The organism is Bacteroidia bacterium (assembly GCA_027493955.1).
Classification (GTDB): Bacteria; Bacteroidota; Ignavibacteria; order SZUA-365; family SZUA-365; genus JAOSJT01.
The window spans coordinates 3,512,912-3,536,426 of record JAOSJT010000001.1; the positions used below are offsets into that span (position 1 = coordinate 3,512,912).

General features: G+C 54.6%; 19 protein-coding genes and 1 tRNA gene. 13 read left to right on the forward strand and 7 right to left on the reverse strand.

From position 1 onward, the window contains the following. Positions 1-118: 118 nt before the first annotated feature. Positions 119-445: a virulence RhuM family protein gene (locus M5R41_13420; protein MCZ7557394.1), complete on the forward strand. Its 327-nt coding sequence runs from the start codon at positions 119-121 to the stop codon at positions 443-445. Between the two features lie 285 nt (positions 446-730). Here M5R41_13420 and hemL read toward each other — a convergent pair whose 3' ends face one another. The 6 genes from hemL to M5R41_13450 all read right to left on the reverse strand — a co-directional run bounded on the left by hemL (position 731) and on the right by M5R41_13450 (position 7,830). Beyond that, positions 731-2,017: a glutamate-1-semialdehyde 2,1-aminomutase gene (gene hemL / locus M5R41_13425; GenBank protein MCZ7557395.1), complete on the reverse strand. Its 1,287-nt coding sequence runs from the start codon at positions 2,015-2,017 to the stop codon at positions 731-733. A gap of 137 nt (positions 2,018-2,154) precedes the next feature. Then, positions 2,155-2,850 (reverse strand): DUF480 domain-containing protein, encoded by a 696-nt coding sequence (locus M5R41_13430; GenBank protein MCZ7557396.1) that lies wholly within the window; start codon positions 2,848-2,850, stop codon positions 2,155-2,157. 104 nt (positions 2,851-2,954) lie between these two features. Next, positions 2,955-3,953 carry a porphobilinogen synthase gene (gene hemB / locus M5R41_13435; GenBank protein ID MCZ7557397.1) on the reverse strand — a complete coding sequence of 333 codons (999 nt, stop codon included), beginning with the start codon at positions 3,951-3,953 and terminating at the stop codon, positions 2,955-2,957. 96 nt (positions 3,954-4,049) lie between these two features. Further along, complete coding sequence (gene hemG / locus M5R41_13440) at positions 4,050-5,447, reverse strand: protoporphyrinogen oxidase (GenBank protein ID MCZ7557398.1); 1,398 nt, start codon at positions 5,445-5,447, stop codon at positions 4,050-4,052. Between the two features lies 1 nt (position 5,448). Next, complete coding sequence (gene hemH / locus M5R41_13445; GenBank protein MCZ7557399.1) at positions 5,449-6,480, reverse strand: ferrochelatase; 1,032 nt, start codon at positions 6,478-6,480, stop codon at positions 5,449-5,451. A 582-nt stretch (positions 6,481-7,062) separates the two neighbouring features. Continuing rightward, on the reverse strand, positions 7,063-7,830 hold the full coding sequence (locus M5R41_13450; protein MCZ7557400.1) for a hypothetical protein: 768 nt from the start codon (positions 7,828-7,830) through the stop codon (positions 7,063-7,065). Between the two features lie 176 nt (positions 7,831-8,006). Here M5R41_13450 and dnaE point away from each other — a divergent pair, with 176 nt between their 5' ends. From dnaE to M5R41_13510, 12 genes are all read left to right on the forward strand, one after another. Then, the gene (dnaE, locus tag M5R41_13455; protein MCZ7557401.1) at positions 8,007-11,510 is read left to right on the forward strand and encodes a DNA polymerase III subunit alpha; all 3,504 of its coding nucleotides are present in this window, start codon (positions 8,007-8,009) and stop codon (positions 11,508-11,510) included. A gap of 37 nt (positions 11,511-11,547) precedes the next feature. Then, a complete protein-coding gene (gene trxA / locus M5R41_13460) occupies positions 11,548-11,868 on the forward strand; it encodes a thioredoxin (protein MCZ7557402.1) in 321 nt (106 codons plus the stop codon). A gap of 354 nt (positions 11,869-12,222) precedes the next feature. Further along, a complete protein-coding gene (locus M5R41_13465; GenBank protein MCZ7557403.1) occupies positions 12,223-14,121 on the forward strand; it encodes a M1 family metallopeptidase in 1,899 nt (632 codons plus the stop codon). A gap of 168 nt (positions 14,122-14,289) precedes the next feature. Then, positions 14,290-15,054, forward strand: a complete 765-nt coding sequence (locus M5R41_13470) for a DUF2807 domain-containing protein (protein MCZ7557404.1) — start codon at positions 14,290-14,292, stop codon at positions 15,052-15,054. 183 nt (positions 15,055-15,237) lie between these two features. Next, a tRNA-Phe gene (locus M5R41_13475) sits at positions 15,238-15,310 on the forward strand. 152 nt (positions 15,311-15,462) lie between these two features. Next, positions 15,463-16,233, forward strand: a complete 771-nt coding sequence (gene tpiA, locus M5R41_13480) for a triose-phosphate isomerase (GenBank protein ID MCZ7557405.1) — start codon at positions 15,463-15,465, stop codon at positions 16,231-16,233. A gap of 136 nt (positions 16,234-16,369) precedes the next feature. Next, on the forward strand, positions 16,370-17,206 hold the full coding sequence (locus tag M5R41_13485) for an isoprenyl transferase (protein ID MCZ7557406.1): 837 nt from the start codon (positions 16,370-16,372) through the stop codon (positions 17,204-17,206). Further along, positions 17,187-19,565 carry an outer membrane protein assembly factor BamA gene (bamA, locus tag M5R41_13490; protein ID MCZ7557407.1) on the forward strand — a complete coding sequence of 793 codons (2,379 nt, stop codon included), beginning with the start codon at positions 17,187-17,189 and terminating at the stop codon, positions 19,563-19,565. Before M5R41_13485 ends, bamA begins: the two co-directional genes overlap by 20 nt. A gap of 56 nt (positions 19,566-19,621) precedes the next feature. Beyond that, a complete protein-coding gene (locus M5R41_13495; GenBank protein ID MCZ7557408.1) occupies positions 19,622-20,155 on the forward strand; it encodes an OmpH family outer membrane protein in 534 nt (177 codons plus the stop codon). 19 nt (positions 20,156-20,174) lie between these two features. Then, positions 20,175-20,867, forward strand: a complete 693-nt coding sequence (locus M5R41_13500; protein MCZ7557409.1) for an OmpH family outer membrane protein — start codon at positions 20,175-20,177, stop codon at positions 20,865-20,867. Between the two features lie 7 nt (positions 20,868-20,874). Further along, positions 20,875-21,933, forward strand: a complete 1,059-nt coding sequence (lpxD, locus tag M5R41_13505) for a UDP-3-O-(3-hydroxymyristoyl)glucosamine N-acyltransferase (protein MCZ7557410.1) — start codon at positions 20,875-20,877, stop codon at positions 21,931-21,933. 55 nt (positions 21,934-21,988) lie between these two features. Continuing rightward, the gene (locus M5R41_13510; protein MCZ7557411.1) at positions 21,989-22,765 is read left to right on the forward strand and encodes an SDR family NAD(P)-dependent oxidoreductase; all 777 of its coding nucleotides are present in this window, start codon (positions 21,989-21,991) and stop codon (positions 22,763-22,765) included. A 96-nt stretch (positions 22,766-22,861) separates the two neighbouring features. Here the strand turns inward: M5R41_13510 and M5R41_13515 are convergent, their stop codons facing one another. Continuing rightward, positions 22,862-23,506, reverse strand: coding sequence for a class I SAM-dependent methyltransferase (locus M5R41_13515; GenBank protein MCZ7557412.1), 645 nt, complete (start codon positions 23,504-23,506; stop codon positions 22,862-22,864). Positions 23,507-23,515 lie beyond the last annotated feature (9 nt).

The following is a 23,515-nucleotide window of genomic DNA, read 5'->3' on the forward strand; positions in this document are numbered from 1 at the left end:
TAAGAGAGATGGTACAATGAAAAGCGCGGAAAGTATTGTTCTGTACAAGAGCAAGGACGGGGAGATCGCGTTGGACGTACAGTTAGAAAATGACACCGTTTGACTTTCCCAGAAGCAAATGGCAGATTTATTCGCAAAGGATTCCGATACAATCGGTTTACACGTACGCAACATCTATGCGGAGGGTGAATTGTTGGAGTCCGCAACTACCGAGGAATCCTCGGTAGTTCAGAAGGAAGGACAGCGAAGAGTCACACGAAAAATTCGTTTTTACAACTTGGACGTCATTATTTCGGTAGGCTATCGGGTCAAATCCCGCCGAGGTACCGAATTCCGGATTTGGGCGACGAATGTCCTTCGGCAGCTCAATGCCTTTCCGACCGATCCCGTTCCATGTAGAGACATTGCGTGCAACGTCCCTACATGGAACGGGCGGCATTGCTAAACCTAGAACTCACGTTGTACCGCGGTCGTTGCGCTGCTCATGACATGTTGAGGACGGGGTTTGTGAACACCGTGGAGGACGAGCGATGGGCCTTCGACTTCGCGCTGACCAACGTTTTTGCTTCCATCTCAGGACAGAGCGCAGCGCTCCGCTCAGGCTGACGTTACCTGTTTATTTTGCTCCAAGAATTTGTCACACTCGATATAAACCGTCGCGCAGCGATGGTTAGCTGATTCAGGGTGACGGTTATCGTCAATCCACAAATCGTCAATCGTACCTCGTAAATCAGAGCAGCTTCAAACTTTCCCTTGCCGCTTCCAGTGTGCGCTCGCGATCGTCGCTGCTGTGCATGACGGACATGAAGGCGGCTTCGAACTGCGAGGGTGCGAGATAGATTCCCCGGTCGAGCATATTGGAGAAGTACGTCCCGAATTTTGCGGTGTCGCAGCTTTTTGCGTCCTCCCAGTTGCGGACAGGTCTATCCGTAAAGAACAGCGTGAACATCGATCCCACACGGTTGGTCACGAAGGGGAGACCGAACTCGTCGAGAATATCCTGCATCCCTGTGCAGAGTGCTTCGGCGTTCTCGTCGAGTCTGGCATAGAACGCGGGATCCTCGGTCAGTACGCGAAGGGTTTCGAGCCCTGCGGTCATCGCGAGTGGATTTCCCGACAGTGTTCCGGCCTGATACATCGGTCCCGCCGGAGCGACGGTTTCCATGATATCTCGCCGGCCACCGTAGGCGCCGACCGGGAGTCCGCCGCCGATGATTTTACCGAGCGTCGTAAGGTCGGGCGTTACGTCGTAGAGCTCCTGCGCTCCTCCCGGTGCGACACGAAAGCCCGTCATCACTTCGTCGAAAATCAGCAGTATCCCCTCGCGCGTACACAGATCGCGAATACCTTCGAGAAATCCGTCCATCGGGGGAACACAGCCCATGTTGCCCACCACCGGTTCGAGAATAACGCACGCGATCTGATCCGGCCAGGCCTTGACCAGCGCTTCGACGGATTCGAGATCATTGTACCGCGCGGTGAGCGTATCCGCGGCAGTAGCCGGGGTGACGCCGGGGGAATCCGGAAGGCCCAGCGTGGCGACCCCGGAACCGGCCTTGATAAGGAAGGAATCGCCGTGACCGTGATAGCAGCCCTCGAACTTCAAAATCTTCGAGCGGCTGGTGAATGCGCGGGCGAGGCGTATGGCGGACAGCGTGGCCTCGGTACCGGAATTCACCATACGCACCATTTCGATGGACGGCACCATTTCGATGATTTTCGTGGCCAGGTTATTTTCCAGCTCCGTTGGTGCGCCGAAACTGGTGGCGATATCGAGCTGCCGGTGCAGCGCTTCGACAACCCGCGGGTGGGAGTGACCGAGAATGAACGGTCCCCAGCTTCCGACGTAATCGATGTACTCGTTGCCATCGACATCGACCAGTTTCGAGCCGGACGCGGATGCAAAAAATACCGGTTGTCCACCCACGGCGCGGAACGCGCGCACCGGCGAGTTCACTCCACCGGGGAGAAGGTTTCGGGCTTCATTGAAGAGTTCGATGGAACGGTTTCGTGTCATAGCGGCAGGAAGTTAAACGTTAAACGTTAAAAGTTAAACGAGTATGATAATCTGAGAGTTGGTCGGGAAATAGGAGCTGGAGACGTGCCAGAAAAAAGATCTCGGATCACATTCTGCGCAGGCGTTTCGTGTAACGTTTATCGTTTCACTCCGTCCGGGTACAAATCTTCGGTAATCGCCAACAACTCGCCCTGAAGAGACGTCACGAGATTGCGCAACTGATTCATCTCCTTTTGCAGGAGTCGCACCGTCTCTTTCAGAGTTTCGACTTCGACACGGAGGGACGTGCTACCATCGAGCGTCGCACCGTTTGTGATGACCGTGTCATCGTATTTCTGGAAACAGTGGCGGTAGCGCGTTTCCTTCTGTCCGGACAGACGGGGAGCTTCTTGCAGGAAGGGTTGCTCCTTATTTACAAGACTGTCAATGGTGCTCTGCGCGAGTTCGACGTCGGGAAAATTGAATTGCCTGCCCGCACGCGCTTTGATCTCTCCGGCCGTCTGCGGTCCGCGCAACATGATCAGGCTCATGACCGCAGCCTGCGCGGGTGAGAGGCCAAGACCGTTTTGTCCGGCCCGGTGCATGTATTTGAGCACTCGGCCCGTTCCGGAGGCGAAGGCGACCAGGCCTTTTCCCCGGAGTTCCGTCAGGGCGTCTTCAACGATATCGTCGTCGTATTCGACAACAGGGTCGCGGCTGGTTTTCTGATTGCATGCCGCGACCAGCGCATTGAGCGTCATAGGATAGTATTCCGGAGTTGCCTGGCTTTTTTCTATCAGGCATCCCAGAACACGTACTTCTTCCGGAGCGAGGACTGGAGAATCTTGTGACATGGCTCTGTTTCTCGTGGTGACGGTGTTCCTGTGTACTACGATTATCCCGCGCGTGTCTTCAAGCGGTGGAGTATGATTTCGCGCTGTGGATACGCCGCGCTTGTTTATTTCAGAAGGCGTGAGGCCTCGATGGCAAAATAGGTCAGGATCATGTCCGCGCCGGCACGTTTAATGCCCAGGAGAGACTCCATCATGACGCGATCATGATCGATCCAGTCGTTCGCCGCTGCGGCCTTAATCATGGAAAACTCTCCGCTCACCTGATACGCGGCTGTCGGCATGCCGAATTCATCCTTCACGCGACGAAGGATATCCAGATAGGGACCGGCCGGTTTGACCATGACGATATCCGCGCCTTCTTCGATATCGATGGCAACCTCGCGCAACGCCTCATTCGCGTTGGCCGGGTCCATTTGATGGGATCGCCGATCACCGAATTTCGGTGTGGATTCGGCCGCATCGCGGAACGGCCCGTAGTATCCGGACGCGAATTTAGCGGCATAGGACATTATCGGCAGGTTGGCATAACCATTGTCGTCGAGAATGTCGCGTATAGCGGCCACACGACCATCCATCATATCCGAAGGCGCCACCATGTCCGCGCCGGCCTCGGCGTGGGAAAGCGCTTCCTTTGCCAGAAGTTCGAGGGTGGCATCATTCACGATTTCATCTCCCCGAACGATTCCGCAATGGCCATGGGAGGTATATTCGCACATACAGACATCGGTGATCACGACCATTTCTTTGATCGCCTTTTTAATCGCCCGGACGGCTTTTTGGACGGACCCGTGGGGATCCCACGCCTCGGAACCGATTTCATCCTTATGCGCCGGGATACCAAAGAGAATGACCGCAGGCACACCGAGCTTCCAGGCGACCTTTGCTTCCTTCACTATCTCATCCACGGAAAGCTGAAAAATCCCGGGCATTGATTTGATAGGGTTACGAACACCCGTACCATGTACTACGAACATCGGATAAATAAAATCCTTGGGCGTGAGAATGGTTTCGCGCACCATGTCGCGAAGGCTTGGGGTCATCCTCGTCCTGCGTGTACGCGCAAAAGCCGAATAGGGGGTAAAATGGGATTCTCCGGGTTGCATAGTCATCGGTACCGTTTGATTGTGGAATTGCTTGTAACCATTAAAAGTACAGAGCTCCGTGCTAAGGATAAAATACGGACTCCCCTGCATCAGCAGCTACACCATGCGCGTCAGTATTTTCTCCACCACCGCGTGCGCGGATTTTACGCAGTCGCCGACGGAAATGCCGCCGCGGTAGTTGGCGCAGAACAACAAACCCGGATTCGCGGCTTCGGCATCATCAATGATTCTCATGCGGTCGAGGTGACCATCAACATACTGAGGAATCGCGTGTTTCCAGGAGGTGACATGCGAAAACACCGGCTCCATAGGTGTGCCCAGCAATGCGTGCTGCTCGCTGAGAGCGGTTTCGAGAATACCGGCATGATCGCGCTCCGCTTCCTCGGGCTGACGCATCCCGCCGATAAATGTGGTCAATAAAACATGACCTTCCGGTGCGCGATCGCTGAAAATGGTGCTGGAAAAAATGGTGCCGAGAATCCGTCGTTGCTCCACCTTGGGAATGAGAAAACCGAAGCCATCAAGCGCGTGCATACCGGGCTGACGTCGAAAGCCGGTGAGGACCTCGGCAACCGGAGGATAGGGAACGGACTGCAGAGCATCGTCGATGCCGGGAGTGATCGAGCGGGTCAGGTCCGCTGCGGGTTGTGCGGGAGTAGCGATGATAATCGTGGAGGCGGTGACGGTGTGTGTCTGTCCTTCCGTGACGAAACGCACCGTGTAGCTCCGGTCATTCGGGCTCGTGCCCGAACGAGTCAAGGAAATGACTGTCGCACCCATCACCTTTAATGGCAGTCTTTCCGCTATCGCATCGGTGAGTGTCTGCATACCATCGGTAAACGAGAACATGCGGGCGCTCTGCTTGCTCTTCTCCGTGCTTCGTTTTCTTTCCCGCGCACCCTGTAGCTGGCCCTTGATCAGACTCCCGTATTTTTGCTCGAGTTCAAACAATTTTGGGAAAGACGCACGAACACTAAGTAATGCGGGATCACCGGCGTACACGCCGGCAACGAAAGGGTTGATGGCGTAGTCGAGGAATTCTTTCCCGAGCCGTCGTCGCACGAATTCTCCGACACTCTCCTGGGCATCCGGGGACGAAGGTGCGATAAATGGCTCGCGAAACAGGCGAAGTTTGGCCTTCCAGGAGAAGAGTTTCGTCGCGATAAATTTCGGCGGGGACATGGGCAACGGAAGCAGCACACCAGCACGAAGGATATAGCGGTTGTTCGCGGCATTGTCGGCGTACAGTTTCTTGTTTTCGACGCCGGCATCCCGGATCAGTTCCGTGAGCAGAGGTGTCGTTTCAAGTGTGCTGTTTGGCCCGGCTTCAATAAGCCAACCGTCACGGCGTTCGGAACGGATGGCGCCACCAAACCTGTCGGCCTGCTCCAGGACCAGCACGGTTTTTCCGGAACGTTGCAACAAGAACGCACAGGTTAGACCCGAAATACCGCTGCCGACCACGACAACGTCTGCGGAGCTCGTTATGTTCATGTCATATATCTCCCAGCTCCGCGCGACGTTTCATGCGGTGGATTATTTGTGATGCGAGCGCTTCGATGTAAAGTTCAGAATCGTTGAGCGCCGGCATCACTTCAAAATATTCTATCCCTGCCTCCCTTGCCTCATGACGGAGTTCAATCCCCAATTCATGCAGCGTTTCGATATGATCGGTGACGAACGCAATGGGGATGACCAGCAAATCCTTCACGCCTGCCGAGGCAAGTTCTTTCGTTTTTTCCACCGTATCGGGAGTCAACCACTTCGCCGGACCTACCTTGCTTTGGAAACTGAGGTGAAACGGCAACGCAGCACTGCGACCTCGCATGACGCTTTCCATCGTATTCCTGATCTCATGGGAATAGGGATCCCCTTCCTCCACGAGCGACACCGGGGTTCCGTGTGCACTGAACAGCAAGGTCACGTTGGCGCGTCGCTCCACCGGGAAGCGTGCGAGCCCTTCATCAATTCGCTGATTGATGGCAGCCAGAAACGATTCCTGCGTCGGATAGGATTTCACACTCTGGACGCGGAAGTTCCTGTGGCGACCCGCGCGCTTCAGATCGCGCCATGTTTTAAAACAAGACCCTGTTGTCGTTTTAGAATAATGGGGATACAACGGCATGAGAAAAACTCTGTCGAATCCTTCATCCTCAAGGCGTTGCGCTGCTTCGGCGATAAACGGATGCCAGTAGCTGAACCCAACCTCCACACGCACGCGGGATGCGTCGCCGTAATGCATACGCAGGCGGTTCTCCAGCGCCGCGGCCTGCTGCTGCGAAAGTTCGCGAATAGGTGACTTGCCGCCGATCATTTCATAGTTCAACCGCACTTTTTTGGATCGTTGCTTCGCGATGAATTTCGCGAGAGGCGTGCGGGCAAATTCCACCGGACCGAAGGAAATGATTTCCTTGTCAAGAAACAGATTTTCCAGAAACGGTCTGACGCTGTCAAGCGAATCGGGTCCGCCCATGTTGAGAAGAATTACGCCAAGATTGTTCATCAGAATCTGTTGTTGGGTAGACATGGTATGGAGGACCGGCGTCTGCGCCGGTGCCGATCTGTAAGGTAGAGGAATGCGTTGCTGTTGGCAATACCTCATCCGGGCGCTCTCCAAAACACATGGTGAATAGCGGTGGTTCCGTGTTGTCCCATTAGGAGCGCTGTTTCGATTCAGGGAGTGGATTTGGAGAGACACGAATCGCAGGCGGATTTTCGGTCAGAGTACGAGGTGGGCGAATCATGAGCGGCCTGTCTCCTGAAGTGACGTCCAAACTTGGGCGATACATGAATCGCCACACGAGTGGGAACGCGACCAAAGGTGGGCGTTTCATGAGTCGCCCTTTTCCGGAATCCAGGTAAGAAATGGGCGATACATGAATCGCCCATTTCCCACCCTGGAAGCGATTACCATTCCGACAAATCCGCATCCGACACCATACATCCCCCACAAACGCCCCCCTCACTCGCCCTGCCGCAGCACTCGCTACCCTCTCCACAGACCCATTTCCACGACTCACCCAAAACGCTCTCTCTCCGCTCGGCCCGCAAGGACCCGGAGTGCCTCTGTTACCATGGACGAACGCGAAATCTGTGCGCCCGATCACGCTTACTCGGAAAGATAGATCCTGCCCGGACCCAGATTCCGTATCACCGTGCCCGATCTGTCGCTAATACCACCGGCGCCGCCGCCCCGCCGCGCGCCCGTCAGCAGCAACACGCGACCGAGAAACATCGTCTCGCCGAATGCTTCCGCCATGGCTCCCGCGGAGACCTGCTTCACCCTGCGCTTTCCCGCGCCGCCGAATTCCGAGAGCATAGCCGTCTGGAGCGTCGATGCCCGCTGCTCCTTCCTCCGCGACGCCGGGGAAACCACCACGTGACGCCACTCTTCCCGCAGCGCCGCACAGACCGCGGCGAACTCCTTTTCGTCTGCCAGAACGCATGAGGCGTAACGTCGTGCCCACACGTCACCACCGCTTGTACCCTGCAGTTCATTGATTCGATGTGCGCTGTTCATCTTCAAATACCCCATGAACACCGGAAGGGTCATGATCCGGCGGTAGTGCACCCATTCATCGCTGTCTCGCGGCGGCTCCTCCTGAATGTTGCGCCGCTTGGTGATTTCAAGCGCGAGTTCCACCTCTGAGGGACGAATGCTTAGCTCGTGAATACTGATGCACCGGAAATTCTGCAGCGCCTGACCGAGCACATCGAGAAATGCGCGTCCGATATCGCTGAGCGTGGTCACGCCGTTTTTCGTCGTTCCCAGGATCTCCGCATCGCCCTCGGTCTTGAAGACGACCAGATGCTTCGCGGGCTGCGAATAGTCATAATCCGGGTCGCGACGCGTGCTCAATTGTGTAAGTCGTTTCATGTTTATGCTCCCTATGTAGTGCAAAACATGCGATGAGTAATCTACCGGATGCGCACGTCTCTGAACAAGAGAAAAATCTTGCTCCTCAGCTGCTCGCAAAGCACAAAATCGCTTCCCTTTGTCACTCTGAAAATGCAAGGGTATATTTCAGCATCACGTACCTGACCCACGCATCCATGTCCGATTTCATACATCTCCATAACCATTCTCATTACTCGTTGCTCGACGCCGCATGCACGGTGGACGATCTCGTCGCCGCGACAGTGGAAAACGGCATGGGCGCATTCGCCCTGACCGATCATGGCGTCATGTTCGGTGCGATGGAATTTTTCCGTAAAGCAAGTAAAGCCGGAATTAAGCCCATCCTTGGTAACGAAATGTACATGGTTACACGCGGTTCCCGCTTCGACCGCAATGCAGCCGAAACTCATCCGGAAGGCAAACGACACGGCTACAACCACCTGGTTCTTCTCGCAAAAAATGAGGTCGGCTATCGCAATCTCATCAAACTGACGACCTACGGACACACGGAGGGATTCTACTACAAACCTCGAATTGACTTTGAACTCCTTCGCAGGCACCACGAAGGACTCATCGCACTGACGGCCTGCGCGGGAGGTGTCGTATCCACGTATCTTGCAACGGGTGATTACGAATCCGCCCGCTCCGTCGCTGCCGATCTCAAAGATATTTTCGGTGACGATGTGTATCTCGAAATCCAGAATCATGGCCTCGAGCGCGAGGCCATGATTCGCGAGGGAATGACCCGGCTCGCGACCGAGCTGGGTATGAAATTGGTCGCCACGAATGATATCCATTATGTTGACCGTACCCACGCTGTCGCGCACAATGTCTATCTCCATATCGCGGACGTACGTGAGGCGGACGATATCACCCGTCTGCGTTACGAGACGGCGCAGTACTATTACAAAACAGAGCGCGAAATGCTCGAGCTCTTCCGCGAGTACCCGCAGGCCATTACCTCTACTCTGGAAATAGCAGAGAAAGTCAATTTCTCTATGCAAACCGGCATCAACCATATGCCGGAGTTTCCCATCCCGGCCGAATCCGGTGTTTCCTCCCTTGACGACTACATGCGCTTCCTCACGTATACTGGGGCGGAAAAACGATACAAGACACTCTCAACGGAGATACGCGATCGCCTCGAGTTCGAGATCGGTGTCATAACGCGGATGGGGTATTCGGGATATTTCCTTGTAGTCCAGGATTTTATAAATGCCGCGAAAAATCGAAGCATTCGTGTAGGTCCCGGCCGCGGCTCGGCTGCGGGGAGCTTGGTAGCCTACGCTCTCGGCATCACGGATGTCGACCCCCTTCGCTATGAATTGCTCTTTGAACGCTTCCTCAATCCTGATCGTGTATCCATGCCTGATATCGATATCGACTTTCAGGATGAGCGCCGCGAAGAGGTTATTAATTACGTTCGCGAAAAATATGGATCCACCTCGGTATCGCAAATCGTCACCTTCGGCCGCCTCAGCGCCCGCGCGGTTTTGAAGGATGTCGGACGGGTGTTGGGCGTACCGCTCAATATCGTCGAGTCCATTACCAAGCAGATCCCTGTGAAAATGGGGAAAGTCCAGCCCCTGAAATATGCGTTCGGACTCGAAAAGGACGAGTCGGGAAAATGGACACCGATCAAGGAACTCGAGTGGGTACGAAACAGCGATGATCCGAAAATTCAGCGCCTCGTGGAATTTTCCGTCATCCTCGAAGGATTGAACCGCAACGTCGGTATGCATGCCGCGGGCGTCGTCATTGCTCCGAGCGATACCAGCGACTATGTCCCGCTGTATAAAACGCCCAATACCGAGTTGATGACCCAGTTCAATATGGGCGATCTCGAAGAGGCCGGTCTGCTGAAAATGGACTTCCTCGGTCTCATCACACTCACCGTGATTGATCGTACCGTCAAGCATGTGAAGTCCACCCGCGGTATCGATATCGACATCGATACCATTCCTCTGGACGACGAAAAGACCTACACGATGATCGGCGAGGGACACACGATCGGTGTGTTTCAGTTTGAATCCTCCGGCATGCGCGACTATCTGACAAAGCTCAAGCCGCGCTCGATCGACGATCTCGCGGCCATGAACGCGTTGTACCGTCCCGGCCCGATGGATTTCATCAGCGATTTCATTGACCGTAAATATGGTCGGAAAAGTATTGAGTACATTCATCCGGACATGGAACCCATCCTGAAATCGACCTACGGAATCATCGTATTTCAGGAGCAGGTGATGCAGCTGGCAAATCGTATCGCCGGCTTTACTCTTGCCCAATCCGACCTCATGCGCCGCGCCATGGGGAAGAAAAAAGCGGATGTCATGGCACAACAACGCGAGGCATTCGTCGCCGGCGCGAAAGAGCGTGGCATTCACGCCAAAGCGGCATCCGACATATTTGACATGATAGACAAGTTCGCCAACTACGGCTTCAACAAGTCGCATTCCGTCGCGTATTCCATTCTTGCCTATCAAACCGCCTGGCTCAAGGCCAATTATCCGGCTGAGTTCATGGCCGCACTCATGACTTCGGAAATGGCGAGTACGGATAAAATCGTCGTCCTCATGGACGAATGCCGTAAACTGGGCATCACGGTCCTCCCACCGGATATCAACGCCAGTGTCGCCGACTTTAGTGTCACGGATGAAAGTATCCGCTTCGGCCTCGCGGCTATCAAGAACGTCGGAACCGCCGCAGTCGACAGCATCGTGCAGGCGAGAACTCAACACGGGGTGTTTCGCACAATCTTTGATTTTACCGAGCGCGTCAATGCCAAGGCGGTCAATAAGAAAACGATGGAAAGTCTTGTGCTCGCCGGCGCCATGGATTCGCTCGACGGCAATCGTGCCGAAGTGTTTTCCGCCATCGAAAGCTCCATCGCCTACGGACAACAGCGCCAGCAGGAGCTTCAAGCCGGCCAATCCAGTCTCTTTGACGATTTTGCCGCATCGTCCTCCTCGATATCCACCCAACCGGCACTGCCACGGCAATCGGACTGGAGCGACGCGGAAAAGCTGTCCAAAGAGAAAAGCGTGCTGGGCTTTTATGTCTCCGGCCACCCGCTCGAACAATACCGCCTCGAGGTCGAGGCACTCGCGTCTGTCCGCCTGGGAGAATTCGATCCGGCTGTGGATGGCACCGTGATTCAGGCCTGCGGTATTCTCAGTGCGGTCCGTTCCAAAATCGATAAACGCGGAAAGAACATGGCGTTCACCGCTATTGAAGATTTTACCGGAAAAGCGGAATGTCTCGTGTTTTCCGATGCGTATGAGAAATCGCGCAACGCCATCGCGGACGATAAGGCCGTCGTGTTGACCGGAAAAGCCGAGGTCACCGGAGATAGTTTGCGTATCGTCGCGGAGGAAATTATCGATCTTGAGCAAGCCATCCGGACGCAGACGAAATCGGTGATCATCTCCATATCTTCCGTGACCGCTACCAGAAAACAGATTGAGGACGGAATTCAGGTGCTGGACCGACAACGCGGATCGGGAAATTCTCAATGCTTTTTTTATGTTACAGACGGTAATGGACAGTCGTGGAATCTCGTCAGCCGAACGGCGCGGATATCCGTGTCCACACAGTTGCTGCGCGAACTCCGAAATGTGTTCGGTGCAGCCAATGTTCGCATATCCGTGAAAGATCAGTAATAGTGTTTTGTTCATTCCAACAGGAGACAATCAAAATATGAAAGCCATCGAAATCACTGACGGCAATTTCGAACAGGAAGTCGCACAATCATCAGTACCTGTACTTATCGATTTCTGGGCAGTATGGTGTGGACCCTGCCGTATCATCGCTCCCATCGTCGAAGAAATCGCGGGCGAATACGAGGGAAAAGTGAAGGTCGGCAAGCTTGACGTGGACAACAATGCCGAAACTGCCGGAAAATACGGTATTCGCAGTATCCCGACGCTTCTCATTTTTAAAGGCGGCGAAGTAGTCGACCGCATCGTCGGAGCCGTTCCAAAGCATACCATCGTCGAAAAGCTCACCCCGCTTATCTGACACTCCGCGTTTCATGGGGTGAGCGCAGCCCTGGAGAAGGTTGAACGTCTGGCAGTCCCGGCCACATGCTGGCCTCTGGTAAACGTTCAACCTTTTCCTGTTCTGCGATATCCCACCTGCGTACGCCACGCTACGGTCATCTATTTTCGTGAGCACATACTTCGGCAAGCACAGCCGCTCACCATAACGACTGATGCTGCTTGGCTCTGTGGCTTTCCTTTCCCTTCTTTGCAACTCCCACGTGGATACCCCGTATAGAATCTGTTTACCCCACGTTGCCGTGCGACGCCTGAATGGTAACCGCTTTGCGGCAATGCATTTCGACGGATCGAATCAGTCAGCAAGGAGGTTTGTATGAAATATCTCTGTACGCTATTTCTTGCCACAACGCTGTTCATACCCTGCCAATCCACTCGGGCGGAAAACAATCCCCTTCCCATGCCCAAAGAGGTCAAGAGAGCGTACGAACGTGGCACCCGCTCTGCGGACGGAAAACCCGGTTCTCGCTACTGGCAAAACAGTGCGGATTACACGATCACCGCGCGCATCGATCCGGCAACACGACTGCTGGAAGGAAACGAGAACATCACCTACATCAATAACAGTCCCGACACGCTGCGGACGATTGTTTTCCGTCTCTATCAAAACCTGAACTTGCCTACCGCCCCGCGGGCTACCGCAATTGGCGCAAATGCCGTGACAGAGGGAATGCGCATTCGCGAATTACGCGTCAACGGAAGCAAGCTTTACCCCGACGGCCAGAAGGACGCGCTGCGAATCGATCACACGGTGATGTATCTCCGCTTGCCGGCACCACTCCCGCCCGGTTCATCCGTCGCCATCGAGATCGGCTGGACCTTTACCATCCCCGTTTCAACCGGTGAAGGTGGCGGTAACCCGCGCATGGGGGCGTACGAAAATGGCTCGATGTTTCTCGCATATTGGTTTCCGCGCATTGCTGTATACGACGACGTACGCGGCTGGGATCTTCTGCCGTACAATGGCGAACACGAATTTTATCATGATTACGGACGGATGCAGGTCTCCATTACCGTCCCGGAGCGCTATGGCGTGTGGGCGAGCGGCACGTTGAAGAATGCGGATCATGTCCTGAAACAATCCGTTCTGAATCGCTTCCGCACGGCTCTTACATCAGATAGCGTTGTCCGCATTATTGACACGGACGATCTGCGTACGTCACCCTTCAAACCGTCGGAGAAAGGAAACACCTGGTTGTTCGAAGCTGAACAGGTCCCGGACTTCGCCTTCGGTGTCGCTGCCGGTTATCTCTGGGATGCGGTTTCCGCAAACGTCGAGGGACGTCGCGTGATGGTGAACGCGGCGTATGATCCTGCCTCAACGTCATTCACCACGGTGGCGCATGAGGGCAGACTCACGGTTGAAATGATGTCGAAGGAGCGTCCCGGCATACCATTTCCCTATCCCGCGATTACCGTTTTCAACGGATATTACGGTATGGAATTTCCTATGATTGTGAACGACGGGACGTTTGGCAGCCGCGTCAATGATGTGTATGTGCACACGCACGAAATCGCACACACCTATTTTCCCTTCATGGTCGGCACCAACGAAACGCGCTATGCCTGGATGGATGAGGGGATGGCCTACTTCCTTCCGGTGGATGTTCAGAAGGCACTCTCGAACTATGACCACATGATTCGGGCGGCGCGGGGATATGAACGCTTCTCCGGGAGCGAAATGGACTATCCCATGATGCTTCCATCGGTGGCATCCTCGGGCAACGATTTGCAGATCATCGGGTATCTCAAACCGGCACTGGCCTTCGCCGTGTTGCGCGATATGCTCGGTGAAACACGCTTCGACGAGGCATTGAAGGATTTTGTCCGACATTGGGAAAGTCGCCACCCTCTTCCGTGGGATTTCTTCAATACCTTCAATCGAAGCAGCGGCGAAAACCTGGATTGGTTCTGGAAAGGATGGTTTTTCGATTTCGGAATGCCTGATCTCGGTATCGCTACAGTGCAGCTTGATGCGGCAAATACGAGGATCACTATCGCGCGCAAGGGTTCCATGCCCCTACCGGTGCTGTTGACCCTTACTCTGGATAACGGCGAAGAGCGCACCATGCAACGACCCGCGTCCATCTGGGCGGATGGTTCGTCCGAAGCGGTGTTCGAGGTGAAAACTGATCGGCCGGTACGAAGCATCGTCCTCGGGGGCGGATGGATCCCCGACGGCAAACCGTCGGACAACAGCTGGCGCGCGTATTGAGCACACAGTGCGTTCAGGAAGCCCATCCGCGGTGCCCTCGCCGGATTAGATTGGACAAGGTGTGCTCAGCCGAGATGGAAGCTTTCCACAACTCCGTTGGTGCAGTGGTATTCCGCGCCAACTGTCCAAAACCATGACATCCCAAATATTTCGCTGAGTACTGCCGACATGAAATCGTTGTTGTATGCCTCCGTGTTGCTCTTTCCGCTTCTGTTTTTTGGCTGTGTCATCTCGGAACACGGTTTGACCTGGGGAAGCCAGGACGTGATCGAATCGGGGAATCGTGTGTCGGAAACACGACCACTCCAGGCCGTCAGCGCCGTCCGCTTCGCTATGGCCGGCACCCTGCTTATCCGCTTTGGCGATACGCCGGAAATCCGGCTCGAGGCGGATGAGAGCATGTTGCCTTTGATAGAGACCACCATCCGTGACGGCGAACTGATCATCTCCATGGCTTCGGGATCGTGGATACGAACGAAGGAAAAAATGCGCGGCACGCTCACCGTACCCGCTCTCGAAGCCCTGCGCACCTCGAGCAGCGGTGATATCACGGTTGCGGCCTGGCGAGGAGACCGCCTCGCTGTCGCAAGCAGCAGCTCGGGTGATGTGGAGCTGGAGAGTATCGACGCGACCAGTATTGACTTACGGAGCAGCAGTTCGGGCGACATCAGAATCGGCAGAGTGTCAGCGAAACAGCTGCGCGCCAATCTCAGCAGCTCGGGTGATATTTCCATCAGCGACGGCGCTACCGGGACCCAGTCGGTACGCATCAGCAGCTCCGGTGACTACGATGCGCGCGGCATGCGAAGCGGTAACGCGGACGTCCGTTGCAGCAGTTCCGGTGATGCATCAATTTGGGTTACTCATCGTCTGCGCGCTTCTAAAAGCAGCAGCGGTGACATTCGTGTCAAAGGCAACCCGGTTGTTGAGTAATTCTTCCGTAATACTTCCGGGCAGCGTCACACAGAAGATACGCGCGGGCCATATGCTCGAAGCTGTCATCCAACTGTGCCGCGATAACAGACCGTCTGCATACCCGGAGCAGCATGCCCCGGAACAGATTCCAACATGTTTGACATTCAATCACCTTCTGTTTATATTTAAAATCCTGTTCACGGACAGGTAGCTCAGTTGGTAGAGCAATGGACTGAAAATCCATGTGTCGGCGGTTCAATTCCGTCCCTGTCCACGAAGGGCGGCCGAGAGGCTGCCCTTTTTCATTTGGGGGATCCACAGATCCATGAATCAAAGTTGCCCTGCGATTGCCGCGCAACATACGTATATTGATGTGTTGGTATCCACAATCACTGCACAACAGAAAATAACAACAACAATACAGCCATGAGACCCTGCGTAATCGCCGCAAATTGGAAAATGCACCTCGATTCATCCGGGGCGCAGGCCCTCGCCCGGGATGTTCGTCAACACATGGAACGCGAGCCCGCGAATGCCGCACAGGTGATTCTGTGTCCCCCATTTCCTTTTCTTGGAATAGTAAAAACGGCCATCGAGGGTTCGGGCATAGGCCTTGGAGCGCAGAACATGCATACTGCTCCCAGCGGCGCGTTTACCGGCGAGGTAGCTGCACCGATGCTTCAGGCGATGGGCTGTGGCTGGGTAATTCTGGGCCATTCAGAACGACGGCAATATTTCGGTGAAGATGATGCACATATCAATGCCAAAGTTCATACCGCCGTTCAACACGGACTCACCCCTATCGTGTGTGTGGGTGAGACGCTGGAACAGCGTGAACTGGGTGTGACCGAGCAGGTTATCGAAGCACAGGTACGTGGAGTGCTGGCAGGACTTGCGCCGGACAATGTCGCAAAACTGATCCTCGCATACGAACCTGTGTGGGCTATCGGTACCGGTAAAACCGCCACACCCGCCCAGGCACAGGAAGTCCATGCGCTGATTCGGGCGCTCGTTGGTCTCCTGCATGGATCGACAGCAGCGGACGCTCTCGTTATTCAGTATGGCGGTTCCGTGAAAGCTGATAATGCAGCGGAACTCTTCGCTCAAGCAGACGTAGACGGAGGTCTGGTCGGCGGAGCCAGTCTCGATGCGTCCGCGTTTGCGGCGATCATCCACGCCGCCGGAGCGACGCTCTGAGCTAGAACTTAGCTAAGTTGTTGAAATTCCAAAGACTTACGCCTCGATGGATACAGCGGATTACCTTGACTTTGGACCGGTAAAGTTCTAAGTTATTTGATCCTTCTTTTTGAAGCGAATACAGGAGATTTTAGAGTTGGCATTCAAAAGCACCATGACCGATGAAGCGAAGATGGAACTCGACGCACTTGCCTCGCAGGGTTCCATTCCGAAACACATCGCGATCATCATGGATGGCAATGGCCGTTGGGCTAAAAGCAAAGGAAAAACCCGTGTATTCGGTCATAGAGAAGGCGTTCGGTCGGTACGGGAAATTGTGGAAGCCTGCGCACGAATTGACGTCTCGTATTTGACGCTGTACACCTTTTCCACCGAAAATTGGAAAAGACCAAAAGACGAGGTGTCCATGCTTATGCGCCTCCTCGTCAGCTCATTGAAGCAGGAGCTCGAAAGTCTGCACGAAAACGGTGTCAGACTTATCACCATGGGCGAAGTCAACAAGCTCCCGCCGGACGCCCAGCAAGAATTGCAACGCTCCGTAGAGAAAACAAAAAACAACAAAAAACTCACTCTGAATCTGGCGCTCAGCTACAGCGGGCGGTGGGATATCGTGCGTGCCATGAAGAGATTGGCCCTTGATGTACGCAGTGGTCGAATTTCACCCGAAGATGTTGATGACAGACTCATTTCCTCCTATCTCTCAACCGCATCCCTTCCAGATCCCGACTTGCTCATTCGTACCAGCGGGGAATTGCGGCTGAGCAATTTTCTCCTCTGGGAACTCGCATATACAGAACTTTACATTAGCCAGTGTTATTGGCCCGACTTCCGAAGTCACGAGCTGGCCGAGGCCATCCGCTCCTATCAATCAAGGGAACGGCGCTTCGGACTCGTGAGCGAGCAGCTTCAGCATCCTGCCGCACATCGCAGGTCGGCCAAAGAAGAACTGATGAATGCAATCTCCAGCTTGTAAACGCTTCGTCGCATACTTCACCACACTGCTCCTTGTCGCCGCGGCGCTCGTCGCGCAACAAGCTCCAAAGCAGCAGATCTACAAGGTGCTCGGCATCAGTGTCGAAGGTGCAGTTACGTCCGATCCTTCCACTCTCATGTTCACTGCCGGTATCCGTACCGGCGACGAAATCGCTGTTCCCGGCGACGTGACGCAAAAGGCCATCAGCAAACTTTGGAATCTGCGTCTCTTTTCCGATGTCCAGATTCTCATTGATCGACAGATCGGCGATGGTATTTACCTGAAAATAAAAGTCGAGGAGTATCCGCGCCTGGAGAATATCGTCGTGCAGGGAAACGACGAATTCACGGAAGATGATATCAAGACAAAAATCGGACTTATCAAGGGCCAAATTCTTCGACCTACCGATTTCAACCGTATCAGCAGAAAGCTCCAGGCGGACTACGAAAAAGAAGGCTACATGCTCGCCGAAATCACTCTCAAAGCTGAGCTCGTGAACCCCAGGGAGAATCGTGCCGACCTCAAAGTGATGATCGACGAAGGACCGGAAGTCGAAGTCGAAAACATAACCTTCTCCGGCAACTCGGCCTTTGACGATTCTGACCTCCGAGGTGCCATGGATGAAACATCACAGAAGAGTTGGTGGAAATTCTGGGGCAGCGCACGCTTCAATCGCGAGCTGTACGAGAAAGACAAGGATCTGATCATCGCGATGTATCGTGAAGAGGGTTATCTCGACGCCGCCATCCTTCGTGACTCCATTTGGTACAGCGACGACCGCCAGGCAATGTACATCAATATCACTGTCGAGGAAGGCGATCGTGCGTACATACGGAATGTGATCTGGAAGGGCAACACCGTCTATAGCGACTCGCTGCTGTCCGCCCGCCTGGGCTTCCAGTCCGGCGACGTCTTCAACGAAACGCGGTTTCAGGAAAACCTCCGGGGCAATCGCGATCAAACCGACGTGGCTTCGTTGTACCTCGACAATGGTTTTCTCCGCTTCTTCGCTCAGGAAGATCGCATACGCGTTGCGCCGGACTCGGTAGATGTGGTCATTAACGTGATGGAGAACAACAAATCCCGTATAGGCCATGTGGTGATCCGGGGAAATTCCAAAACACACGACAACGTCATCCGCCGCGTGCTGTACACCTATCCGGGTGATTATTTCGACCGCTCCGCCATCATCCGCAGCATACGTGAACTCGCAACCCTGAACTATTTCAATCCTGAAACTATCCGGCCGGAACCTTCGATGGTGAATGATACCACGGTGGATATCATTTACAATATCGAGGAACGTTCGAGCGATACCTTCAACGCCTCCGTAGGGTACAGTGGAACGTACGGCGCGACCGGGGCGTTCGGGCTCACCTTCAACAACTTCAACATCGCGGAGCCATTTCGCGGAGGCGCCGGGCAGGTACTCAATTTCGAGTGGCAGTTCGGTGAGGCATCGCGATTCAGGATTTTCTCGCTGTCCTTCACGGAACCCTGGTTCATGAGCTCAGCGACCTCCATAGGTTTTTCTCTCTATGACGAGCGCCAGCAATATGTGTTTGACATGCGCCGTACCGGTGCCTCGGTCAATCTGGGACGCCGTTTCCGTTTTCCTGACGATTTTTCACGCGGCGATTGGTTCGTTCGCTTCCAGGAACTCGACGTCAAAGATGGCGGAAGTTTCTATTCGACAGGCAACTACACCCAAGTCAGTCTTACCCAGGTGCTGTCACGCAACTCGCTCGACAGCCCCATCTTTCCAAGCTCCGGTTCACGTGTAGCGCTGACGACGGAAATCAGCGGCGGCTTCCTGCCGGGTTCTGTGGATTATCACAAGCACCGCCTGGAGCTCATGTGGTTCACTCCGCTCCTTCAATCCGAAAATCAAAGTCGGCTCACACTGTACACCGGTACGCGCTTCGGACTGGTAAAAGGCTTCTCCGAAAGTTCCTACATTCCGCCGATCGAATACTACTATATGGGCGGTAACGGCTTGCAGTATCAAACCGAACAGCTCCGTGGTTACGAAGATCGCAGCATCGGTCCCCGCATCAATGGCGTGATTGCCGGCGGCACAATTTACTCACATTACGTCGCCGAACTGCGCTTCGCCATTACTCTGAATCCCATGCCTTTGTACATTCTCGGCTTCGCGGAAGCGGGTAATATCTGGCTCAATGAGAAATTCCTCGATCCCTTCGACCTCAAACGCAGCGCGGGACTCGGAGCCCGACTTCTCATCCAGGGTATCGGTCTCATCGGTTTCGATTACGGTTACGGCTTCGATGATGTGGAGCCGAAGGACGGTAAGGCGGATGGTTGGCATTTCCATTTCCAATTTGGCCGCGGCTTTTAGTACCTTTCCGGTAATCACATAACAATTGAAAACTTCCAACGCTTATTGAGGTACATGTGAACAAGATCTCTGTTTCGGTGGCAGCAGTGTGCCTGCTGCTGCTTTCGTCCGCTGCACTATCGCAGAACCTGAAAATCGGCTATGTCGATTCGCAGAAAATTTTTGAGGGTCTCCCCGAAGCACAGGCTGCACAGAAACAACTCGACGCACGCCTCCAATTATGGCAGGATACGCTAGAGACGATGAGCCGAGCCTTCCAGAGTGATTTCGAAGCCTATCAAGCCCAGCAGGGCACGATGTCCGCCGCCGCAAAAGAACAACGGCAGCAAGAATTACTCCGCCAACAGCAGACGGTTACGGAATATCAGAAAGCGAAATTCGGCCAGGGCGGCGAAGCAACCCGCCTGCGCCTCGAGGTTCTCAATCCCTTGCAAAAAAAGGTACTTGATGCTATCGAGTTGGTCGCAAAAGAAGAAAAAATCAACTTCATGTTCGACAAGCTCGAAGACGCGGCCCTGCTGCTCTATGCTGATTCCAAATTCGACTACACGTTCAAGGTTCTCGATCGATTGAAACGAGGCGACAAGTAAGATTACGGAGAGGTGACCGATGCGCACAATATTCTTTTCTCTGATAACAGCATTCCTGCTTCTGCCCTCCTTGCAGTCCGCAGCCCAGCAGAAAATCGCCTATGTGGACATCGCTGCGATCATGAAGGAAATCCCTGAAGCCCAGGAAGCCCAGCGTCAACTCGACGTGCTGGTGGACCGCTGGCAGAAGGAACTTCGTGAGCTCGAAGACGAATGGCAGGCGAAGTTTAATGACTATGACAAGCGCAAACTGATTCTCACAGATCAGGGACGCGCAAATGCGGAAAAAGATCTGCAGGAACTCGATGCCCGTATCATGCGCTTCCGTGATCAGAAATTCGGCCAGAGTGGTGAGCTCTTCCGTGAGGAGGACCGCATCATGCGACCGATTCAGGATCTGGTTTTTGATCAGGTGAAAAGTCTCGCGATGGAGCTTGACTACGATTACGTGTTCGATAAAAGCGGAGGTGTGATGTTCCTCTATGCGAAAGATGAGTATGATCTCACCAAGCGGGCCATCGAACGCATCAAGACGACGCTTCCGGCCCGCCAGGCACCCGGCGACGCATCCACTTCCGGGCGTCCGGATCGCAGTACCTCTCCCCCGCCTCGTCAGGATAGAATGACTCCTCCTCCTCCGAGAACGGAGGAAGGTATGATACCGCATAATCCGGACGGTACCGAGATTCCAGAGTCCGACAGACCGCGTTGAGGCAAAGTTGACCTTTACTCTTCAGCACCTGGCAGAACTGCTCCGCGCCGAGCTGCAAGGCGATCCTTCGCTCACCGTTGGAGGTATCGCTCCCATCGAGGAAGCGGTTCACGGAGAGGTGAGCTTTGTCGCAAACAAGAAGTACGAGAAACATCTGGCTGGTACGAAAGCGACAGCCGTGATCGTTTCCCGCGAAACCGTCGTTCAGCGCAACGACCTTGCGCTGCTCCGTGTCAGCGATCCCTATATCGGTTTCGTGACGGTGCTCAGGCTGTTCCATCCCCTCGGACGCTACGCGGAACCTGGAATCCACCCATCAGCGGTGATTGATCCTTCCGCAACGTTGTGCGAGGATGTCACCGTCGCCGCCTCTGCGGTTATCGGCAGGAATGTTCATATCGGAAAAGGTACCGTCGTCGCGGAAGGTGTCGTGCTCCGTGACGGTGCCTCCGTAGGCGAGGATTGCCTGTTGTATCCCAACGTCAGCGTACTTGATCGTTGTGTGATCGGTGATCGAGTAATCATTCACTCGGGGACGACCATTGGCAGTGATGGTTTTGGCTTTGCTCCCAGCGGTGAAAAATATGAGAAAATTCCGCAGGTCGGTTTCGTTTCCATCGAAAATGATGTCGAGATCGGTGCCAACTGCGCAATCGATCGCGGCACTCTGGGTCCGACCATTATCCGTTCCGGCGTGAAGCTCGACAACCTGATTCAGATTGCGCATAACGTGGAAATCGGAGAAAACACCGTCATTGCCGCCCAATCCGGAATTTCAGGAAGCACGGTGCTCGGCAAACATGTGCTGATCGCCGGCCAGGTCGGTGTTGTGGGACACATCGAGATAGGTGAAAATGTCACCGTCGGTGCTCAGTCCGGAGTCGCAAAATCATTGCAGGGACCCGGAAAGATCTTCCGCGGTTCTCCCGCCCGAGAAATCCATGACGAACTGCGCCTCGAAGCCGCTCTGCGTCACCTTCCGGATTTGATCAAAACTGTCCGCGAACAGGAACGCCGAATTCATGAACTTGAGGAGCTCCTGGCACAGCAGCAGGAGCGGGATTGACCAGAACACGGAAAAAGCGATTCATGGTCGCTTTTTCCTTTTGGAGTAGAGCATTATGATCGGGAAACACACAACCGTTTTCATTACCGGAGCCAGTTCGGGCATCGGCCTCGCATGCGCCGAAACCTTCGCCACCGCGGGCGCACGCCTCATTCTCTGCGCCCGTCGCATCGACGTCTTGCAAGAGCACGCTGAGCGCTTGAGTCAAACCACGGGTGTGAGTATTCTCCCTCTGCATCTCGACGTGCGGAATCGCGACGACGTGATATCCACCATCGGAAATCTGGCACCGGAGTGGGGCGACATAGATATTCTCGTCAATAACGCCGGGCTCGCCCGTGGATTGGGAAAGCTGCACCTCAGCGATATGGACGATTGGGAGGAAATGCTGGATACCAACGTGAAAGGTTTGCTGTACGTGACTCGTGCGATCGTTCCGGGTATGGTACATCGTCGCAAGGGACATATCATCAATATCGGATCCATAGCGGGGCTGGATCCCTATCCCGGCGGCGCAGTGTACAATGGGAGCAAATTTGCGGTCGACGGCATTACCCGTGCCCTCCGCATGGATCTCGTGGATACACCTCTGCGAGTGACCAGCGTGGATCCCGGGCTGGTCGAGACCGACTTCAGCATGGTACGCTTCCGGGGAGATTCGGAACGCGCCCGAAGTGTGTACGCCGAAATCGAGGCCCTGCAGGCGGGGGACGTGGCCGAAGCGGTGTTCTTTGCCGCCAGTCGTCCAGCCCATGTCAGTGTGAATCAAATCGTCATCATGCCGACGGCGCAGGCTTCATCACTGGTCAAGCATCTCGGACCCCTCCGTTGACCCGAAGCGACTCTGCCAACCTTCCGTCTCAACTGGCAGCGTGATCAATCGCACCCTGGGAGGTACACAACGCGCAGCTATACGACCGTCGCAAGCCTACCGCCTCTCCTCCCGTACTGCTTTGCTGAGATAAAACACCAGGAAAGTTTTTTCTCCCGGCAAGGGAACGACACAACGCCGTCGACAGACCAGACCTTCTTCAATGGCTATGGCCAGAAACTTTTCGGGAGAAACGATTTGCATGACATCCGCCAGTCGCCGGATACTGTCGTAAGGAGTCTCGCTCACTGACGGTTTCGTCCCTGCCGCCTGCAGAACGATCAGGAGTGTTCCTTCATCGTGCAGCGATTCCTGTAAACGTCGCAATCCCCGCCTCGTGTCAATGTACTCGAACAATAACGCGGCCACCACTACGCCATACGTTTTTCGCGGCGGCTCCATCGCGAGAATGTCCCCGCATATCAATTCCAGACCTGATAGCCGTTGTCCGTGATCACGACGAATTCGTTCCAGATATCCTGCGTGAATGTCAATCCCCGTAACTTCATGCGTTACCGCCGGATCGATATGCCGCCATCCCGTGCCCGGTCCGCAACCGGCAATCAACAGCGTCTGCGGTTGCAATTCAGCGAAAGCCTCCGCCAATATCCTATCCAGTGCTTGCCATTGTCTCACATGCGGCGCGGACATATGTGCTTCATACTCTTCAGGCGAAATGTCGAGCCAGGGCGAGTCATTCATACGATTTCG

What these genes read in the sequence shown, in the direction of transcription:
- M5R41_13420 (MCZ7557394.1), top strand. Translation starts at nt 119, where the DNA reads ATGGCAGATTTATTCGCAAAGGATTCCGATACAATCGGTTTACACGTA.
- M5R41_13450 (MCZ7557400.1), bottom strand. Translation starts at nt 7,830, where the DNA reads ATGAAACGACTTACACAATTGAGCACGCGTCGCGACCCGGATTATGAC.
- trxA (MCZ7557402.1), top strand. Translation starts at nt 11,548, where the DNA reads ATGAAAGCCATCGAAATCACTGACGGCAATTTCGAACAGGAAGTCGCA.
- tpiA (MCZ7557405.1), top strand. Translation starts at nt 15,463, where the DNA reads ATGAGACCCTGCGTAATCGCCGCAAATTGGAAAATGCACCTCGATTCA.
- M5R41_13500 (MCZ7557409.1), top strand. Translation starts at nt 20,175, where the DNA reads ATGCGCACAATATTCTTTTCTCTGATAACAGCATTCCTGCTTCTGCCC.
- M5R41_13465 (MCZ7557403.1), top strand. Translation starts at nt 12,223, where the DNA reads ATGAAATATCTCTGTACGCTATTTCTTGCCACAACGCTGTTCATACCC.
- bamA (MCZ7557407.1), top strand. Translation starts at nt 17,187, where the DNA reads ATGCAATCTCCAGCTTGTAAACGCTTCGTCGCATACTTCACCACACTG.
- M5R41_13430 (MCZ7557396.1), bottom strand. Translation starts at nt 2,850, where the DNA reads ATGTCACAAGATTCTCCAGTCCTCGCTCCGGAAGAAGTACGTGTTCTG.
- M5R41_13510 (MCZ7557411.1), top strand. Translation starts at nt 21,989, where the DNA reads ATGATCGGGAAACACACAACCGTTTTCATTACCGGAGCCAGTTCGGGC.
- dnaE (MCZ7557401.1), top strand. Translation starts at nt 8,007, where the DNA reads ATGTCCGATTTCATACATCTCCATAACCATTCTCATTACTCGTTGCTC.
- M5R41_13470 (MCZ7557404.1), top strand. Translation starts at nt 14,290, where the DNA reads ATGAAATCGTTGTTGTATGCCTCCGTGTTGCTCTTTCCGCTTCTGTTT.
- hemH (MCZ7557399.1), bottom strand. Translation starts at nt 6,480, where the DNA reads ATGTCTACCCAACAACAGATTCTGATGAACAATCTTGGCGTAATTCTT.
- hemL (MCZ7557395.1), bottom strand. Translation starts at nt 2,017, where the DNA reads ATGACACGAAACCGTTCCATCGAACTCTTCAATGAAGCCCGAAACCTT.
- hemB (MCZ7557397.1), bottom strand. Translation starts at nt 3,953, where the DNA reads ATGCAACCCGGAGAATCCCATTTTACCCCCTATTCGGCTTTTGCGCGT.
- hemG (MCZ7557398.1), bottom strand. Translation starts at nt 5,447, where the DNA reads ATGAACATAACGAGCTCCGCAGACGTTGTCGTGGTCGGCAGCGGTATT.
- M5R41_13515 (MCZ7557412.1), bottom strand. Translation starts at nt 23,506, where the DNA reads ATGAATGACTCGCCCTGGCTCGACATTTCGCCTGAAGAGTATGAAGCA.